Here is an 18,101-nt window from a genome sequence, read left to right as displayed (position 1 = left end):
GCATCGAACTTGATCAGGGACCGTATGATGCAGCACAAGCTCAAGATCGCGCTCGCCGCGTGTGGCGCCGGGGCGCTCCTTACCAGCGCCGCCCCGGCCCAACGGGCACCTGCCGGAGAGGCGTCGGCGCAGACCGCGCAGGCTCGGCCCGGCATCGATGCGCCCGAACTCGCGCGGCTTGGCGCGCATCCGGTCGGGGTCGCGGACGTGGAGTTCGTCCAACCGGCACAGGCCGATCCGCTGACGGGCACAGCGGCACCGACGGTGGCTGACCGGCATCTCCCGCTCAAAATCTGGTATCCCGCCGCAGCAGCCGGACGCGGCACGCTCTATCGCACCGGCCTACCGGGCGAAGACGGCCGCGACGTCGTCTTTACCGTTGCGGGCATCGCCACCCCAGGCGCTAAGGCCGCGGTCGGCCGCTTTCCGCTCGTCATCCTCGCGCACGGCTACAGCAACACCCCCGAAGTGCTGTCCTGGCTCGGCGAGAACCTCGCGAGCAAGGGGTATCTCGTCGTCACCCCGGCGTTTCGCGATCCCTCGATCACGATCCGCACCGCGGCTGCCGCCGCCGGCCCGATCACGCGGCGCCCGCTCGACATCGCTTTCGTCGCGGCCGAGGCGCAGCGGCGCGCGACCGCCGGGCAAGGCCTGTTCGCCGGCGCCGACCCGACGCGGACCGCGCTGATCGGCTACTCGATGGGCGGTTACGGCGTGTTGACCGCGGCGGGCGCCCCGCTCGATCCAGGGCTCGCGGCCGCCACGCGCGGCGTGCTCGCGCCGTATGTCGCGGGGGCCCGCGCGGCCGACACGCTCAAGGTCGCCAACCTGAAAGCCGTGGTGGCGATTTCGCCGGCAAGCGTGATCCGGGGCACGCCGCTATGGGCCAAACCCGGCGTCGGCGCGCTCACGGCCCCGACGCTGTTCATCGTCGGCAGCCAGGACCGCACCGTCGGCTATGCGCCTGGCGTGCGCACGCTGTTCGACGATGCCGTCCACGCGCCGCGCTATCTGCTCACCTTTCGCGAGGCCGGCCACAGCATCGGGTTGATCGCCGCGCCACCGGCGATGCAGCGCAGCTTCTGGGACAAGGACTGGTTCGAGGATGCGGTGTGGCGCAAGGACCGGCTGCTCGCGGTCGAAGCGCATTTCATCACCGCGTTCCTCGACCGCTACGTCAAGGACGACGCCGCTAAGGCCAGCTATCTCGACGGGCTGGTGCCCAATTCGAACGATGGCGTCTGGGCCGGCCTGACGCCCGGCCGCCACACCGAATACAGCCCCGGGCCGCCGGCCGCGACGCTGTGGAAGGGTTTCCAGCCGGGCAAGGCGGCGGGCATGAGCTTCGAATTCAAACCCGCAGGGTAGGCAAACACGATGAGGGCCACGCCGCACATCGGTGCAACGGCTCGGGAGCTAGTGCCTTCATGTTGATGACACAGACGATGCGCTGGTTCGGCCCCAAGGATCCGGTCTCGCTCCGCGATATCCGCCAGGCCGGCGCGAGCGAAGTGGTGACCGCCCTCCACGAGATCGCGAATGGCGATGTCTGGCCGCGCGCCGCGATCGCCGCGCGCAAGACGATGATCGAACAAGCCGGGCTTGGCTGGAGTGTCGTCGAAAGCGTGCCGGTGCACGAGGTAATCAAGACGCGCGGGCCCGACTGCGACCGCCTGATCGCGCACTATTGCGAGAGCCTGCGCAATCTCGCGGCGTGCGGGATCACGGTCGTCACGTACAATTTCATGCCGCTGCTCGACTGGACTCGCACCGATCTGGCCTGGGCGATGCCCGATGGCGCGCTGGCGCTGCGCTTCGAGCTCGAGGCGGTCGCGGCCTATGACATCCACATCCTGCGCCGTCCCGGTGCCGCTGCCGATTATGCGCCCGCGCTGGTCGAGGCCGCGGCCCGCCGCTTCGCGGCGATGGACGACACGGCGCGCACCGCGCTGGCGCAGACGATCGTTGCCGGGCTGCCGGGCAGCGAGGAGAGCTTCACCGAGGCCGAATTCCTCGCGGCGATCGACACCTATGCCGAGATCGGCCCCGACCGGTTGCGCGCCAACCATCTCGCCTTTCTCGAAGCCGTCTGCCCCGTCGCCGAAGAGGTCGACGTGCAGCTGGTCGTCCATCCCGACGACCCGCCCTTCCCGATCTTCGGCCTGCCGCGCACGGTCAGCACCGAGGCGGACGTCGCCGACCTGTTCGCGCGCGTGCCGAGCCGCGCCAACGGGCTGTGCTTCTGCGCGGGATCGTTCGGGGTTCGCGCGGACAATGATCTGCCCGGCATGGTCGATCGGCTCGGCGACCGGATCGGCTTCCTCCATTTGCGATCGGTCCAGCGCGAGCCCGATGGTGCCTTCCACGAAGCCCCGCACCTCGAAGGCGATGCCAACATGGCGGCGATCGTCGGCGCGGTGCACCGGCTGCAGCAACGGCTCGGACGCTCGATCCCGATGCGCCCCGATCACGGGCACCAGATGCTCGACGATCTGACCAAGCGCACCAACCCGGGCTATTCGCTGCTCGGCCGGATGCGCGGGCTCGCCGAATTGCGCGGGCTCGAACGCGGCATCGCCTTCGCGCGCGCCGACGCCGCAAATCCACAGATCACCACAGAGGAACGCTGACGTGCAGATGACTCGCAAGATTCGGTATTTGGTGGCGGCGCTGCTCGTCGGAGCGGCGCCGGTCGCGGCGCAGGAGGTTGCCCCGCAGCCGCTGACGCTGGCGACGGTCAAGACCAGTCCGCTGCTCGCCTCGGCCGACATGCGCGACGGGGTCGATCTGTCGGGGCCGTGGCATTATTCGATCGACCCGTTCCGCTCGGGGCTTGCCGGCTTCCACGGCGAAGTGCCGGGGCTGTCGCAGCAACGCTATCTCGATCTCGACGTCGGCAAGGCGATGCGCGACGACAATCGCGCGCTGTTCGAGTTCGATTTGCCGCACTCGCCCGTCACCACCCTGCCCTCGTCCTGGCTCACCGAGGCACCAGAGCTGCGCCATTATCAGGGGCTGATGTGGTATCAGCGCAGCTTCCCCGCGCCGGCGCAGCGCAAGGGGCGCAGCTTCCTCCGCTTCGGCGCCGCCAATTATGCGACCGTCGTCTATCTCAACGGCAAGCCGCTCGGGCGCCATGAAGGCGGCTTCACGCCCTTCGCGTTCGACGTCACCGGACTGCTGCGTGACGGCGACAACCAGATCACCGTCGGAGTCGATTCCCAAGCGACCGCGGCCACCGTGCCGCCGCCCGTCACCGACTGGGAGAATTACGGCGGCATCACGCGCGCCGTGCGGCTGATCTCGACGCCCGACACCTATGTCGACGACGCCTGGGTGCGCATGACGCGCGACGGCAAGCTGGCGGTGGAAGCGCATCTGCGTGGTCCGCAAGCCGGCGACCAGCCGCTCCATCTGCGCATCGCCAAGCTCGGGCTCGATCTGGCGGGCCGCACCGACGCGAAGGGCGATTGGCGCGCGACCGTCGCCGCGCCGCGCGCGCTGATCCGCTGGTCGCCCGAACGCCCGCAGCTTTATGACGTGACGATCGCCGCCGGGACCGACACGTGGCGCGATCGGATCGGCTTCCGCACGATCGAAGTGCGCGGCAGCGACATCCTGCTCAACGGAAAAGCCATCTTCCTGCGCGGCATCTCGCTCCACGAGGAGGAGATCGGCACCGAGCCGACCCGCGCCATCACGCAGGCGGCGGCACGTGCGCTGCTCGGCGAGATCAAGGACGGGTTGCACGGCAACTATGTCCGGCTGTCGCACTATCCGCATTCCGAGGTGATGACGCGGATGGCCGACGAGATGGGCCTGATCGTGTGGAGCGAGGTGCCGGTCTATTGGCTCGTTGCCTGGTCCAACCCCGACACGCTGGCGACCGCGCGCAACATGGTGGCGGAAAACATCCTGCGCGACCGCAACCGCGCCTCGATCGCGATCTGGAGCGTCGCCAACGAAACCCCGGTGACCGATGCGCGCAACACCTTCCTGCGCACGCTCGTCAGCGACGTACGCGCGCTCGACGACACGCGGCTTGTCAGCGCGGCGCTGCTGGTCGAACGCTCGCAGGGCCCGACCGGACCGGTGATGACGATGGCCGATCCGCTCGCCGACGTGCTCGATGTGCTCGCGATCAACACCTATAACGGCTGGTACACGCCCGACCGGCTCGCCGACGTGCCCGGCATCAGCTGGCGCGTGCCGGCCGGCAAGCCGCTGGTCTTTTCCGAATTCGGCGCCGATGCCCGCGCCGGCTTCCACGACATCGGTGCCGCGCCGCAGAAATTCTCCGAGGAATTCCAGGCCGACTTCTATCGCGCGACGCTGGCGATGGCCGATCGCGTGCCGACGCTGCGCGGCATGTCGCCGTGGATCCTCAAGGATTTCCGCTCGCCGCGGCGGCAGAATCCCGACTTCCAGCAAGGCTGGAACCGCAAGGGGCTGATCTCGGAGACGGGCGAGCGCAAGCAGGCGTTCGGCGTGCTGGCGACCTATTACGACGCCAAGGCGACACCCCGCGCGAAGTGACGAGGCCGCGCAAAGCGGCCCTACAGGAGAGCAGAGCATGACCATCCGCACCGCGCGCATCGCCCATTTCGCAGGAGTGGCGGCGCTGGCGCTGGGCCTCCCCGGCCCGACGTACGCTGCGACGCCACACCCGTGGATGGCGCGCGCCACGGTTGCAAAACAAGCCGCCGCGCGCGCGGATGCGGCCAAGGAGGCGATCGCCCGGTCGCGTGCGCGTCAGCTCGTCGCGGCGATGACGCTCGCGCAGAAGCTCCAGCAATTGACCGGCAGCGAACCGTCGGTCCTCCCCGAACTGCCCGAATGCTTCGGCGCGCGCCACGTCACGGGGATTGCCGCGCTCGCCATCCCGACCTTTCGCATCACCAACGGCCCGGTCGGGGTCGGCCAGAACGATTGCGTCTCGCGCGACGTCGAAAAGGCGCGCGCAGTTCCGGGCGCACCGTTCTTTCTCCCGTACTCGCACCCGAGCTCGGCGCATGCGACCGCTCTCCCGTCGGGCATGGCGGTGGCGGCATCGTTCGACCCGCGCGTCGCGGCCGACTTTGGCGGCGTCATCGCGACCGAGATGAACAACCTTGCGCTGCACGTCTTCGAAGCGCCGGGGATGAACCTCGCGCGCTTGCCGATCCTCGGCCGCAACTTCGAATATTTCGGCGAGGATCCGTATCTCGCCGGCACGATGGCGGTCGCCGAGACCAAGGCGGTGCAGTCGGCCGGAATCATCGCGATGGCGAAGCATTTCGTCGCCAACGAGCAGGAAACCAACCGCATGACGATCCGCGAGACCGTCGACGACCAAGTCCTGCGCGAACTGTATCTGCTCCCGTTCGAAATGAGCGTGAAGGACGGCAAGGTCGCCGCGATCATGTGTTCGTACAATTATCTCAACGGTCTGCAGGCATGCGCCAACAAGGCGATGCTGACGGGCGTGTTGCGCGACGACTGGAACTTCAGCGGCTACGTCCAGACCGATTTCTTCGCGCTGAAGAACACGGTGCCGTCGCTCGAAGCAGGCACCGATCACGAAATGCCGACGCCGCTCTATTGGTCGCCCGACAAGATCAGCGCGGCACTCGGCAAACACAGTCTGGCGATCGGCCAGATCGATACCGCGCTCGAACGGCGCTATACGCAGATGTTCAAGGCTGGGATCTTCGACCGCAAGCTCGTCCAGACGCCGATCGATTTCGTCGCGGGCGGGAAAGCCGCGCGGGCGATCGGCACGCGCGCGGCGGTGCTGCTGCAGAATAACGGCGCATTGCCGCTGTCGCCGACCGCGCGCAGCATCGCGCTCGTCGGCAAGGCGTCGCAACCCTATGCGCAGCAAGCGATCGCCGGCGGCTCGATCCTCGGCAAGGCGATGGGTGCGGGCGGCGGGAGCTCCGACGTGGTGCCAGACTATACCGTGTCCCCGCTCGACGGCATCCGCACTTCGCTGCGCGAGCTCGGGCGCGGCGACGCGGTGGTCAAGCTGGTGCTGATCGACGATGCCAATGCCAGCGCGACGATCGACGGGGTTTCGGTCCCGTTCGCCAAGGCGCTCGAGACGATCGGCGCGTCGGACTCGGTGGTCGTGATGGCCGGCACCAATGCCGAGGAAGGCGCCGATCGCGCGACCTTTGTCGACAAGGAAGGGCACCAGCTGGCGGCAGCGGCGGCGACGGGCCTGTCGCTCGACTGGTACGTCGCCAAGCCGAGCGCGATCGCCACGACCGATCCCGCGGGCAATACCGCCAAGTCGAGCCAGACCGGGGCGATGCTGCAGGCGATCCTCGCTGCGCGCTCGACCACCGGCGTCGCGATGCCGGCAAAGACCGTGCTCGTGCTCAAGGACAATGCCAGCGTCGCGATGGACCCGGCGTTGCTCGGGAGCAAAGGCCCCGCGATCCTCGAAACGTGGTTTCCCGGCCAGGAAGACGGCAACATCGTCGCCGATCTGCTGTTTGGCCGGGTCGATCCGGTCGGCCGGCTGCCGGTCACCTTCCCCGTCGCGGGTAAGGGATTTCTCGACGAAATCACCGCCGGTCAATTCCCCGGCGTGCGCGATGCAGGCGGAGCGTTCCAGGCCGTCCAATATAGCGAGAAGCTCGCCATCGGCTATCGCTGGTACGACGCCAATCCGCTCGGGAAATGCGCGCCGGTCGGCGGGGCGAACCCCTGCGTGGCGTTCGCGTTCGGCCACGGCTTGTCCTACACCCGCTTCGCGACATCGGCACCGAAGCTCGCTGCCGACGCTGGGACGGGCCGCTACCGCGTCTCGCTCAGCGTCAGGAACACCGGGCAGCGTTCGGGGTCCGAGGTCGTCCAGGCGTATGTCTCGCTCCCCGAGAGTGCGGATCGGCTGGGCATCAAACAGCCGCCGAAGCGTCTCGTCGGGTTCGGGCGCGTCACGGTCGCGCCCGGCGCGACGCAGCGCGTGACGATCACGATCGATCCCGCCGCCAGCCATCATCCGCTCGGCGTCTGGAACAGCGCGGAGCATCGCTGGGTGATCGCGTCGGGTCGCTACACGGTGTGGGTCGGCACGTCGGCGTCGCCGGCCAGCCTCGTCGAAGCGGGCCAGTTCGTTCGATAGGCCCCGGCGCGTGCCCGCTCGGAAGTCGGCGGTCGCTCGCCGGCGGCGGTCGGCCGCCGGCGATGCCGCTTAGGGGGTCTTCGGGTCGAGGCCATGCTTGCGCAGCAGCGGCGCGACTTGCGGGTCGTGTCCCGTCATCGCGCGGAACATGACCGAGTAGTCCTCGGTATGGCCGCGCGACAGCACCAGATCGCGGATGCGCTGTCCGTTCGCGCGCGTCATCCCGCCATGCTGGACGAACCAGTCGTAGACATTCTGCTGGATCATGTCGGTCCACAGATAGGCGTAATAGCCCGCCGCATAGCCCGAGCCCCAGATGTGCGCAAAATAGCTGGAGCGATAGCGCGGCGGCACATGCGCCACGTCGAGCCCGGTCGCGCCGAGCGCCTTGGCCTCGAACGCATCGACGTCGCCCGGCACCGCGGTCGCCGGGACCGAATGCCACGCCATGTCGAGTTGCGCCGCGGCCAGCGTCTCGCCGAAGCTGTAGCCCTGGTTGAAGGTCTCGGCGCGCTTGATCTTGTCGACCAGCGGCTGCGGCATCGCCGCCCCGGTCTGATAATGGTGCGCGTAATGCGCGAGCACGCGCGGCTCGAGCGCCCAATGCTCGTTGAACTGCGACGGGAATTCGACGAAATCGCGCGCCACCGCGGTGCCCGACAGCGTCGGATAGGTCTGGTTCGCGAACAGCCCGTGCAACCCGTGGCCGAATTCGTGGAACATCGTCCGCACGTCGCTGAACGTCACCAGCCCCGGCTGGCCGGCCGCCGGCTTGGTGAAATTGGCGGTGTTCGAGATAACCGGCTTGGTTCCGAAGATCTTCGCCTGCCGAACGAAGCTGTTCATCCAGGCGCCACCCGACTTGTTGTCGCGCTTCCAGTAATCGAAATAGGCGAGCCCGAGCGGCTTGCCGTTTTCCTCGAACACTTCGTAGACGCGAATGTCGGGATGATAGGTCGGAATGTCGCTGCGCCGCTTGAAGGTCAGCCCATAAAGCTGGTTGGCGGCGTAGAAGATCCCGTTTTCGAGCACGTTCCAGATCTCGAGATACGGCTTGGTCTCGTTGAGATCGAGGTCGAACTTCGCCTTGCGGACCTTCTCGGCGTACAATTCCCAATCCCACGGCTCGAGCTTGAAGCCCCCCTTCTCCGCGTCGATCGCTTGCTGAAGCTCGCCGACCTGGGCGGCCTGCGCAGCAGCGGTCGGAGCATCGAGCGCATCGAGGAAGCCGCGCGCGGTGTCGGCGGTCTTGGCCATCTGCTCCGCCAGCGAATAATCCGCCCAGGTCTTGTAACCGAGCAGATTGGCCTTGCGCGTGCGCAGCGCGATCAGCTGGAGGATCGCGGCGCGGGTGTCGTTGGCGTCGCCCTTTTGCGTGCGCGTCCAGCTCTGGTCGAACAGCGCCTTGCGCGTCGTGCGGTCGCTCAGCGCCTCGAGCGCGGGCTGGCCCGTCGTGTTCTGGAGCGGCAGGAGATACTTACCCGGCAGCTTGCGCTCGGCGGCGTCGCGCGCTGCCGACTGGACCTCGCCCGGCGACATCCCGGCGAGCTTGGCCGGATCATCGACCACCAGCGCCCCGGCCTTGGTGCCCGCCAGCAAGCGCTGGCGGAACGCGATGCCGGCCATCGAGATCTGCTTGTTGAGATCGCGCAGCGTGGTTTGATCGGCCGCCGACAATTGCGCGCCGGCGCGCACGAAATTCTTGTAATATTCCTCGACCAGCATCGCTTGCTCGGCGTCCAGCTTGAGCGACGCCTTGCGGTCGTACAAATTCTTGACGCGGGCAAACAGCTTGGGATCGAGGAAGATCGTGTCGCCATAGGCGGCGAGCTTCGGTGCCAGGACGGCTTGCGCGGCCTGCAGCGTCGGATTGGTGTTCGCCTGCGCGACTTGACCGAACGCAGCTTGCGCGCGCGCCAGCATCTGCCCCTGCCGTTCCATCGCGACGATCGTGTTGTCGAAGGTCGGCGCGGCGGGATTGTCGGCGATGGCGCGCACTTCGACGAGGCTTTCGGCGATCCCCTGCTCGATCGCCGGCTGGTAATCGCCGTCCCGGATCTTGTCGAACGGCGGCGCCTGATACGGCAGCGAGCTGCGCTGCGCGAAGGGATTTTCGGCCTGGGCGGGCGCGAAGCCGATCACCGCGGCAACGGTAGCAAGCAGGAAAACATGGCGCATCTTCAGTCCTTTCGGGATGCGGCGAGCCTAGCGAAGGCAGCCGCAGCGTGTCGACCCCGGGCGATCATCCCGCCCGGCGTTGCTCAGCCGGCATAGGCCTTGATCAGATCGAACAGGTAATCGCGCCCCGAATAGACCGCCTTGACGATCGCGCGCTCGTTGAGGCCGTGCGTGCCGTTGCCGTCGGGGTCGCCGTACGTGCCCGGCGGGCCATAGACCGGGATGCCGATCGCCTCGAAGAAGATGCCGTCGGTCGCGCCGGTCGACATCATCGGGCTGAGCGGCACGCCGGGATAGTATTTGGCAAGCAGCGTCCGCGCGGGCTCGACGATTTTCGGGTCTAGCGGCACCGGCTTGGCGACTGGCCCGCGGCTGTCGGTCTGTTTTACGGTGAGTGCGGGATCGGCGATCACGGCAGCGATCTGGTCGCGCACCGCGTCGGGCGAAACGCCGGGGAAGATCCGGCAATTGATGTTCGCGCCGGCACGCTGTGGCAGCGCGTTATTGGCATGGCCACCGTCGAGCAGCGTCGCGACGCAGGTCGTGCGCAGCATCGAATGATAGCTCTTGTCGGTGTCGACCGTTGCCAGCGCCGCAGTATCGGCGGGATTGGCGGCGAGCGCGATCATCGCACGCCCCATCGCGTCGCCGCGCGCTGCGCCGGCGGTACGGAAATAGGCCTTGGTCGTGTCGGTCATCATCACGGGAAAATCATAGGCGCGCAGCCGGATCATCGCGTCGGACAGCTGGTAGATCGCGTTTTCCTTGACCGGGGCCGAGCTGTGCCCGCCCGGATTGGTCGCCTCGACGCGGTAGTTGATCGCGGTCTTCTCGCCGACGTGCAGCGTCGAGATGACGAGCTTGCCATGCCCGTCGCTGCGCCCGCCACCGCCTTCGTTGAGCGCGAATTCGGCAGCGATCAGCTCGGGCTTGTTCGCCGCGAGCCACGACGCACCGTTGAATGCCCAGCTCGTCTCTTCGCCACACGTCAAGGCAAGCTTGATCGTGCGCTTGGGCTGGTATCCCTGCTGCTTGAAGCGGATCAGGCTGTCGACCCAGATCGCGTCGAGCGCCTTCATATCGGCGGTGCCGCGGCCATAGAAATAGCCGTTTTCCTCGATCAGCGTGTACGGATCGCGCACCCAATCCTCGCGCTTGGCGACGACCACGTCGATATGGCCGAGCAGCAGCATCGGCTTCACGCTCTTCGAGCTGCCGGGATAGACGACGACTAGCCCGCCTTCCTTGGGATGATCGGGGACCGAAAAGGGCGTGATCTGTGCGTCGGCGAAGCCCGCCGCCTTGAAACGCGCCGCAACCTTGCCGGCGAGCGCGGTGCAGCTGCCCGTCGTGATGCTGGTGTCGGTTTCGACCATTTCCTTGTAGAGCGCGCGGAACGCCTGCTGGTCGGGCCGCAGCGTTTGCGCCGCGCCGGGCTGCGCCGCAAACAGGCTCGTCAGCGTCGCCAGACCGATGGCGATCGTCGCGGCATTCTTCATCGTGCTTCCCCGTGTCTGGCGTCCCTTGGCGCACACTATGCGCAGACAAAGGGCAATCGGGAAGCCTTGGCGGAGCGATCTTTTACGCGGGCGCGGATCGGTCCGCGGCGGTGTCCCCCCGTCCCCGCGGCGTTTCGATGCCGAAGCTGCGGCCTGGCTGCATCGCCCCGCTCGACGCGCGCGTCGCGGACCGATTTCTGACGATTTCCCCGGCGTCCCAACACTTCCGCAACACTGCGTTACAAATGCGGCCGATGCGCGTTGATGCGATCGCCACTCACCGAGGTCCGCCTGACGATGCCCCTGCCTACCGACCGTACCGCCGTTCTCGAAGCCACACGCACACTGAAGATGGCGCGCTCGGCGCACGCCTATGTTCGCGGAAACACCGCCAAATTCTACGAATGGCTCGCGGGCTCGCCTGCCGCGCGCCGCGTGCCCGAAGGTCCGGCGATCTGGATTTGCGGCGACTGCCATCTCGGCAATCTCGGCCCCCTCGCCAATGGCGACGGGCGAGTCGAGATCCAGATCCGCGACTTGGATCAGGCCGTCATCGGCAATCCCGCGCATGATCTCATCCGGCTTGGCCTGTCCCTGGCGACTGCTGCGCGCGGGTCGGATCTGCCCGGCGTCACCACCGCCCGGATGATGGAAGAAATGATCGATGGCTATGCCGCCGCCATTCACGATCCGACCAGCGGCGACCCGGGCGTCGAGCCCGAGGTCGTCCGCAGCATCAAGCGTGCGGCGCTGGGCCGGCGCTGGCGGCATCTCGCCAAGGAGCGGCTCGAAGCGATCGAGCCGCGCATCCCGCTCGGCAAGAAGTTCTGGGCGCTGGCGGCAGACGAGCGTGCCGCGCTCGAACAGCTCTTCGCCGATCCTGCCGTCGCGCACCTCATCTTGTCGATGAAGGGCAAGCCCGCCGATCGCGAAGTGCGCCTGGTCGATGCCGCATATTGGATGAAGGGCTGCAGTTCGCTCGGGCTGCTCCGCTATGCCGCGATCGTCGGGATGAAGACGAGCAAGGGGCGCTGGTCGTACGCGCTGGTCGATTTGAAGGAAGCAACCGCGCCGATCGCACCCGCCGCCGCCGACGCGGCCATGCCAGCGGACAATGGCGACCGCGTCGTCGCCGCGGCGCGCGCGCTCTCGCCGCATCTGGGCACCCGGATGAAGGCGGTTCGCATGCTCGGCCGGTCGCTGTTCATCCGCGAACTGGCGCCGCAGGATCTCAAGCTCGAGGTCGACCAGTTCAACCATGCAGAAGCCGTTCGCTCGGCGCGCTATCTCGCCTTCGTCGTCGGCAAGGCGCACGCCCGGCAAATGGACAGCGCGACGCGCGAGGCGTGGATCACCGTGCTCGAGGCCGACCGTCGCGGTGCGATCGACACGCCGTCGTGGCTCTGGGAAAGCGTCGTATCGCTCGCTGGCAGCCATGAGGCGGGCTATCTCGACCATTGCCGTCGCTATGCGCTCGCCGCCTGACGCGTCGATTTCGCGCGATGTGCGTTGCGCCTTCACCAAGGAGATTCCGATGCACGCGAATGACGATGAGATGTATATGCGCATGGCGATCGAGGTCGCGCGGTCGAAGGGTTCGGACCCGTCAACCTCGCCGCTCGGGTGCGTAATCGTGCTTGATGGCAAGGTCATCGCAGCCGAGCGCAACCAGACGCACGAACTGCCCGATGCGACCGCACATGCGGAAATGATGGCGATCCGCCGAGCCTGCGAAGACACGGGCGAACTCGAACTGCGCGGCGCGACGCTGTATTCGACGCTGCAGCCGTGCGGCATGTGCACGATGGCCTCGATCTGGTCGAAGGTCGGGCGCGTCGTCTTCGGGGCGGGCCGGGACGATGTCCACCCGATGTATTTCGAGGCGCGCCACGTCGATACGCTGGGCTTCATCCAAGATGCCTATCGCGACGACATCACGATCGAGGGCGGCTGCCTCGCCGACGAATGCGCTACCCTCTATTACGGACCCGACGCGACCCTCCCCGAGGACGAGCAGGCAAATCTATGAGCACGGTGCCCCTCATCGACGTGAATACCGCCAGCGCCCAGGAACTCGACCAAGTGCCGGGATTGCAAGGCCACGGATTCGAGATCGTGCGCTATCGCGGCGAGCGTGGTCGATTTACCGATCTGCGCCAACTCGACGAGGTGCCGGGCCTCACCGGCAAGGCCGATGCAAGCAAGCCGGCTCTGACGGTTGGCGGCGACTGAATCGCCGTAGCCGACAGCGATTCAGCCCGGCATTTCTGAGCGAGCTGCCACAAGACCTTTAGGGCTGCGTGACGCGAGTCTGATAAGAAGCGATTGCGTGTGGAGCCGACCTTGGCCAATCAGCCTTTGGACGGATCGTTACACGACGCAATTGGGAAGACATCGCGTGGGCTTGGACAACAACGCATTCTGGCGCGTCGCTGAGGCAACCCGGATGAGCGTGCTCATCGACGCCGACGACTATTTCAAGAACGCCCGGCTGGCGATGCTTCAGGCGCGTCGTCGGATCATGCTGATCGGCTGGGATTTCGACGCACGCATCCACCTCGTCGGATCTGACCGTGAAGCCGGCGAGCCGGAGGCGGTCGGCGACTTCATCTATTGGCTCGCCGAGCGCAATCCCGAGCTCGAGATCTTCCTGCTGCGGTGGGACGTCGGCGCGCTCAAGACGCTCGTGCGCGGCTCGAACATCCTCACGCTGGCGCGGTGGATGCAGCATCCGCGGATCCATACCAAGCTCGACAGTTTCCACCCGACCGGCGGTTCGCACCACCAGAAGATCGTCGTGATCGACGATTGTTTCGCATTCTGCGGCGGGATCGACATGACGAGCGAGCGGTGGGACACGCGGCATCACCGCGATGTCGAGCCACGCCGTGTGCTGGCCAATGGCAAACCCTATACGCCCTGGCACGATGCGACGACCGCGTTGCAGGGCCCCGTTGCGGCGGCGCTGGGCGAGCTCGCCCGCGATCGCTGGGAACATGCCGGCGGGCACCCGCTCGACCCGGTCGAGGCGGCCGATACGCCGGGGCGCTGCTGGCCCAAGGGGCTGGCAACCGAGTTCGAGCAGGTTCAGGTCGGGATTGCCCGAACTTCGCCCGACATGCCCGACTGCCCAGAAATTCGCGAGATCGAGCATTTGTTCGTCGCGCAGATCGCTTCGGCAAAGGTCTCGATCTATGCCGAAAGCCAGTATTTCGCGTCGCGCAAGATCGCCGAGGCAATCGCAGCGCGGCTGGCCGAAGCCGACGGTCCCGAAATCGTGATCATCAATCCCGAGCACGCCCAGGGCTGGCTCGAGCCACTCGCGATGGACACGGCGCGCGCGCGCCTCGTCGCTGCGCTGAAGCAGCGCGACCCCCACGGCCGGCTCCGGCTGTACCATCCGTTCACCGAGAAGGGCACGCCGATCTATGTCCACGCCAAGGTGATGATCGTCGATGGGCGTATGCTCCGGATCGGATCAGCGAACATGAACAATCGCTCGCTTGGCCTCGACACCGAATGCGACGTGACGATCGACGCCGGCGACGAAGGCGCCGATGCCATTCGCGCGATCCGCGATGGCCTCATCGCGGAGCATCTCGGCGTGTCAGTCGCCACGGTTGCCGCGCAGATCGACTCGAGCGGCTCGCTGATCGCGACGATCGAGGCGCTGCGCGGCACGGGCCGATCGCTGCGGCCGTACGAAATCCCCGATCTCAGCGAGGTCGAAGCTTGGCTCGCCGACAATGAGGTGCTCGACCCAGAAAACCCGTCCGAAATCTTCGAAAGCGTCGCCAAGCGCGGACTTTTTCGTCGGCTTCGCCATCCGTTCGGGTGATGGGGCATGCGGTTTCCCGGCTGGCGCTTCCCGTACCTGGGGCTTCGGCCCTGCTTGCAGCGTGGCGCGAGATCTTAGCGCGTGACGCGGCGTCGCCATCCCCCGAAAAGGAGCTCCCATGGACTTTGACGATGTGATCCTCGGACGGCGCAGCATCCGCGGCTATCGCCCCGACCCGGTGCCGCGCGCGCTGATCGAGGAGATCCTGACGCTGGCGATGCGTGCGCCCTCGTCGATGAACACCCAGCCGTATCATTTCTACGTCATCGGCGGCAGCGCGCTCGATGCGATCCGCGCCGGCAACACCGAACGGATGATGGCAGGCATCCCGCAATCGCGCGAATTCCGCACCGGGACCGCGTTCGCCGGCCCGCATCGCGATCGCCAGATCGGCGTCGCCAAGCAGCTCTTCGCCGCGATGGGCATCGCTCGCGACGACAAAGATGCGCGGCAGGACTGGGTGATGCGCGGCTTTCGGCAGTTCGACGCGCCGATTTGCGTCATCATCACCTACGATCGCGACCTCGCGGAAAGCGACGACACCGCGTTCGACTGTGGCGCTGTCGCGACCGCGCTGGTCAACGCCGCCTGGTCGCGCGGGCTCGGCACGGTGATCAACAGTCAGGGGATCATGCAATCGCCGGTCGTTCGCGAACATGCCGGGATCCCCGACGATCAGGTCATCATGAAGAGCATCGCTCTGGGCTGGCCCGACGCCGAATTCCCCGCGAACGCCGTCGTCTCCGAGCGCCGATCGGTCGCGGACGCCGCGGTTTTCGTCGGATTCGGGGAGTGAGCCGCGCTCGGCCGGCCGCGGCGCCCACGGCCCGCAGTTAACCCCGCATTTGCGGTCTTTGCGCCTCGCATCCACCGATTTTGCGCACAAACCGCACCGAATCCGGGCGCTGTCCGTCACACACCCACTGGTCATGGCGCGGATCGCTCGTTAGGGCGCCGGCTCCCTTTCTTCTGCAGGACATGTCTCATGAACAATGCCGACCTGAACGAAAAAATCGCCACCGCACACGGCATCCCCAAGACCGACGCCAAGGCGATCGTCGATAGCGTCTTCGCAGCGATCACCGAAGCGGCGCAGGCCGGTGAAGAAATCGCGCTTGCCGGGTTCGGCAAGTTCAAGGTCAAGGACAGCCCCGCACGCGAAGGCCGCAACCCTTCGAACGGCGAGACGATCCAGATCGCAGCGTCGAAGAAGCTCGGCTTCGCGCCCGCCAAGGCGCTCAAGGATGCGCTGAACGGCTGATCCATCGGCGCGCATCGGGACCCGACCGGATCCCGATGCGCGAATGGGCTGCAAGTCGCGGCGGCACCACGCTCCGCGACTTGCAGCACCCCCGCTTGCGCACCGCTCGCTACCAAACCGGCGGCGCGTCCCTTCCGCTCAGTGCGCGACCGAGTCGTGGACGCCGATGCCGGTTTCGGACCGCAGGCGCTGCGCTGGATAAGCCGCCCGGTCGATCGCCGCGCGCGGTGATCGGTCGAGCGTCGAAATCAACCAGATCGCGAAGAACCCGGCCGGCACCGAGAACAACGCCGGCGAGCTGTACGGGAAGATCGCGTGATCGAACCCGAACACCGCCACCCAGATCACCGGCGACACGACCGTCAGGCCGAACGCCGCGAGCAGGCCGATCGCGCCGCCCCATGCCGCGCCCTTGGTGGTGCAGCCCTTCCACAGCAGCGACATCACCAGCACCGGGAAGTTGCCTGACGCGGCGAGCGCGAAGGCGAGGCTGACCATGAACGCGACGTTCTGCTTTTCGAACACGACGCCGAGGATGATCGCCGAGATCCCGAGCAGGATCGTCGTGATCCGCGACACGCGCAATTCCTTGACCGGATCGGCATCGCCCTTGCGGAGCACGCTCGCATAGATGTCGTGCGAGATCGCCGACGCCGCCGATAGCGTCAGCCCCGCCACCACCGCGAGGATCGTCGCGAAAGCGACCGCCGAGATGAAGCCGAGGAACAGATTCCCGCCGATCGCATGCGCGAGGTGCATCACCGCCATGTTGTTGCCGCCGCGCAAGAGCCCGTCCACGCCGACATAGTCCGGGTTGAACGAGATCATCACGATCGCGCCGAATCCGAGGACGAAGGTGAGCGCGTAGAAATAGCCGATCCAGACGGTCGCCCACATGATCGACTTGCGCGCCTCGCGCGCGTCGGGAACGGTGAAGAAGCGCATCAGGATGTGCGGCAGCCCGGCAGTGCCGAGCATCAGCGCAAAGCCGAACGACAGCGCCGAGATCGGATCCTTGATGAATCCGCCCGGCCCCATGATCGCACGCCCCTTGGCCGCCGCATCGGCGGGCGAAAGGCCGCTTTCGAGTGCCAACCGCGTCTTGATCGCGACGGCGCGGGCGAACAGCGTCTCGAACGAGAAGCCTACATGCGCCATCACGCCGAGCACGAGGAAGCTCGCACCGCATAGCAGCATCACCGCCTTGATGATCTGCACCCACGACGTCGCGCGCATCCCGCCGAACAGGACGTAGATCATCATCAACCCGCCGACGACGGTGATCGCATAGAGATACGGCAGACCGAACAGCAGCTGGACGAGCTGCCCCGCCCCGACCATCTGCGCGATGAGATAGAAGGAGACGACGAGCAGCGTGCTCAGCGCCGCAAAGCTGCGCACCGGGCCCTGGAGGAAGCGGTACGAGGCGACGTCGGCGAAGGTGAATTGGCCGAGGTTGCGCAGCTTCTCGGCCACCAGGAACAACACGATCGGCCAGCCGACGAGGAAGCCGATCGCGTAGATCAGCCCGTCATAGCCATCGTTGAAGATCTGCGACGTGATCCCCAGAAACGACGCCGCCGAGCAATAGTCCCCCGCCATCGCCAGGCCGTTCTGGAAGCCGGTGATGCCGCCGCCGGTATAGAAATCGGAGACCGTCCGAGTCCGCCGGGCCGCCGCGCCGGTGATGAACAGCGTGATCCCGACAAACCCTGCGAACATCAGGATCGCGGTCCAGTTCGTCGGCTGGCGCTGGATCGCGCCGCCGATCGCCGCGGTCGCGCCGGTCGTCCAGCCGAGCAACGCAAGCAGGCCGGCGGTCCACCACAGGTTGCGCGTCACGCGGCGACGCTCGCGAGCAGCTCGGCGAGCCGTGCGTCGTATTCGCCGTTCGCGCGCCGGACATAGACCGCGCAAATCGCCACCGTGCCGATCAACATCGCCGCGCCGAGCACCACCGCGAGGCTGATCGTTCCGCCGCCGATCGGCTGCGCCATCAGCGGCTTGTCGAACGCGATCAGCGAAATGAAGCTGCTATAGACGATCACGGTGATCGCAGTGAGCGTCCACGAAAAGCGCTGCCGGTCGCGCACGAGCGCGGCGTATCGCGGGTCGGCGGCAATGCGCGCTTCGAGCGCGGCGTCGGATTGGGGTGATGGGGGCATGGCGCATCATCCACAAGGATGCGGCGCTTGGCAACGCACCTTAAGGCGT

Annotated in this window: 14 protein-coding genes; 10 read left to right on the top strand and 4 right to left on the bottom strand. The window is 66.9% G+C overall.

Annotated elements, in window-relative coordinates; genetic code table 11:
- The first annotated feature begins 27 nt into the window (after positions 1-27).
- The 4 genes from E2E30_RS05430 to E2E30_RS05415 are packed head-to-tail and all read left to right on the top strand — an operon-like array spanning position 28 to position 7,111.
- Positions 28-1,368: an alpha/beta hydrolase family protein gene (locus E2E30_RS05430; protein WP_133187946.1), complete on the top strand. Its 1,341-nt coding sequence runs from the start codon at positions 28-30 to the stop codon at positions 1,366-1,368.
- A 59-nt stretch (positions 1,369-1,427) separates the two neighbouring features.
- Entirely contained in the window at positions 1,428-2,630 is a 1,203-nt protein-coding gene (gene uxuA, locus E2E30_RS05425) for a mannonate dehydratase (protein WP_133187944.1), read from the top strand.
- 7 nt (positions 2,631-2,637) lie between these two features.
- A complete protein-coding gene (locus tag E2E30_RS05420) occupies positions 2,638-4,536 on the top strand; it encodes a glycoside hydrolase family 2 protein (RefSeq protein WP_133191944.1) in 1,899 nt (632 codons plus the stop codon).
- Between the two features lie 37 nt (positions 4,537-4,573).
- Positions 4,574-7,111, top strand: a complete 2,538-nt coding sequence (locus E2E30_RS05415; RefSeq protein WP_206365648.1) for a beta-glucosidase family protein — start codon at positions 4,574-4,576, stop codon at positions 7,109-7,111.
- A gap of 69 nt (positions 7,112-7,180) precedes the next feature.
- Here the strand turns inward: E2E30_RS05415 and E2E30_RS05410 are convergent, their stop codons facing one another.
- Positions 7,181-9,289 carry a M3 family metallopeptidase gene (locus tag E2E30_RS05410; protein ID WP_133187942.1) on the bottom strand — a complete coding sequence of 703 codons (2,109 nt, stop codon included), beginning with the start codon at positions 9,287-9,289 and terminating at the stop codon, positions 7,181-7,183.
- A gap of 83 nt (positions 9,290-9,372) precedes the next feature.
- Entirely contained in the window at positions 9,373-10,788 is a 1,416-nt protein-coding gene (locus E2E30_RS05405) for a M20/M25/M40 family metallo-hydrolase (protein WP_133187940.1), read from the bottom strand.
- Between the two features lie 297 nt (positions 10,789-11,085).
- On the opposite strand from E2E30_RS05405, the gene E2E30_RS05400 reads away from it, so the two are divergent.
- The 6 genes from E2E30_RS05400 (at position 11,086) to E2E30_RS05375 (ending at position 15,887) form a co-directional block, all read left to right on the top strand.
- Complete coding sequence (locus E2E30_RS05400; protein WP_133191942.1) at positions 11,086-12,273, top strand: DUF2252 family protein; 1,188 nt, start codon at positions 11,086-11,088, stop codon at positions 12,271-12,273.
- 49 nt (positions 12,274-12,322) lie between these two features.
- Positions 12,323-12,817 (top strand): nucleoside deaminase, encoded by a 495-nt coding sequence (locus E2E30_RS05395; protein ID WP_133187938.1) that lies wholly within the window; start codon positions 12,323-12,325, stop codon positions 12,815-12,817.
- Positions 12,814-13,020: a helix-hairpin-helix domain-containing protein gene (locus E2E30_RS05390; RefSeq protein WP_133187936.1), complete on the top strand. Its 207-nt coding sequence runs from the start codon at positions 12,814-12,816 to the stop codon at positions 13,018-13,020. Before E2E30_RS05395 ends, E2E30_RS05390 begins: the two co-directional genes overlap by 4 nt.
- A gap of 214 nt (positions 13,021-13,234) precedes the next feature.
- Entirely contained in the window at positions 13,235-14,626 is a 1,392-nt protein-coding gene (locus tag E2E30_RS05385; protein WP_133187934.1) for a phospholipase D-like domain-containing protein, read from the top strand.
- Between the two features lie 118 nt (positions 14,627-14,744).
- A complete protein-coding gene (locus E2E30_RS05380; protein WP_133187932.1) occupies positions 14,745-15,422 on the top strand; it encodes a nitroreductase in 678 nt (225 codons plus the stop codon).
- Positions 15,423-15,611: 189 nt separating this feature from the next.
- Positions 15,612-15,887: an HU family DNA-binding protein gene (locus E2E30_RS05375; RefSeq protein WP_133187930.1), complete on the top strand. Its 276-nt coding sequence runs from the start codon at positions 15,612-15,614 to the stop codon at positions 15,885-15,887.
- Positions 15,888-16,025: 138 nt separating this feature from the next.
- Here E2E30_RS05375 and E2E30_RS05370 read toward each other — a convergent pair whose 3' ends face one another.
- Together E2E30_RS05370 and E2E30_RS05365 are read right to left on the bottom strand one after the other, a co-directional pair.
- Entirely contained in the window at positions 16,026-17,729 is a 1,704-nt protein-coding gene (locus E2E30_RS05370; RefSeq protein WP_133187928.1) for a cation acetate symporter, read from the bottom strand.
- Positions 17,726-18,052, bottom strand: a complete 327-nt coding sequence (locus E2E30_RS05365; RefSeq protein WP_133187926.1) for a DUF485 domain-containing protein — start codon at positions 18,050-18,052, stop codon at positions 17,726-17,728. The genes E2E30_RS05370 and E2E30_RS05365 overlap by 4 nt, the downstream gene beginning before the upstream one ends.
- Between the last annotated feature and the right edge of the window lie 49 nt (positions 18,053-18,101).

Source organism: Sphingomonas sp. AAP5 (assembly GCF_004354345.1).
In the GTDB taxonomy this organism is placed as follows: Bacteria; Pseudomonadota; Alphaproteobacteria; order Sphingomonadales; family Sphingomonadaceae; genus Sphingomonas; species Sphingomonas glacialis.
This window is presented reverse-complemented; position numbering and strand designations above follow the sequence as displayed.

Coding starts and splice junctions, on each gene's coding strand:
- E2E30_RS05420 (WP_133191944.1), top strand. CDS start 2,638: ATGACTCGCAAGATTCGGTATTTGGTGGCGGCGCTGCTCGTCGGAGCG.
- E2E30_RS05405 (WP_133187940.1), bottom strand. CDS start 10,788: ATGAAGAATGCCGCGACGATCGCCATCGGTCTGGCGACGCTGACGAGC.
- E2E30_RS05430 (WP_133187946.1), top strand. CDS start 28: ATGCAGCACAAGCTCAAGATCGCGCTCGCCGCGTGTGGCGCCGGGGCG.
- uxuA (WP_133187944.1), top strand. CDS start 1,428: ATGTTGATGACACAGACGATGCGCTGGTTCGGCCCCAAGGATCCGGTC.
- E2E30_RS05410 (WP_133187942.1), bottom strand. CDS start 9,289: ATGCGCCATGTTTTCCTGCTTGCTACCGTTGCCGCGGTGATCGGCTTC.
- E2E30_RS05380 (WP_133187932.1), top strand. CDS start 14,745: ATGGACTTTGACGATGTGATCCTCGGACGGCGCAGCATCCGCGGCTAT.
- E2E30_RS05375 (WP_133187930.1), top strand. CDS start 15,612: ATGAACAATGCCGACCTGAACGAAAAAATCGCCACCGCACACGGCATC.
- E2E30_RS05395 (WP_133187938.1), top strand. CDS start 12,323: ATGCACGCGAATGACGATGAGATGTATATGCGCATGGCGATCGAGGTC.
- E2E30_RS05400 (WP_133191942.1), top strand. CDS start 11,086: ATGCCCCTGCCTACCGACCGTACCGCCGTTCTCGAAGCCACACGCACA.
- E2E30_RS05415 (WP_206365648.1), top strand. CDS start 4,574: ATGACCATCCGCACCGCGCGCATCGCCCATTTCGCAGGAGTGGCGGCG.
- E2E30_RS05365 (WP_133187926.1), bottom strand. CDS start 18,052: ATGCCCCCATCACCCCAATCCGACGCCGCGCTCGAAGCGCGCATTGCC.
- E2E30_RS05390 (WP_133187936.1), top strand. CDS start 12,814: ATGAGCACGGTGCCCCTCATCGACGTGAATACCGCCAGCGCCCAGGAA.
- E2E30_RS05385 (WP_133187934.1), top strand. CDS start 13,235: ATGAGCGTGCTCATCGACGCCGACGACTATTTCAAGAACGCCCGGCTG.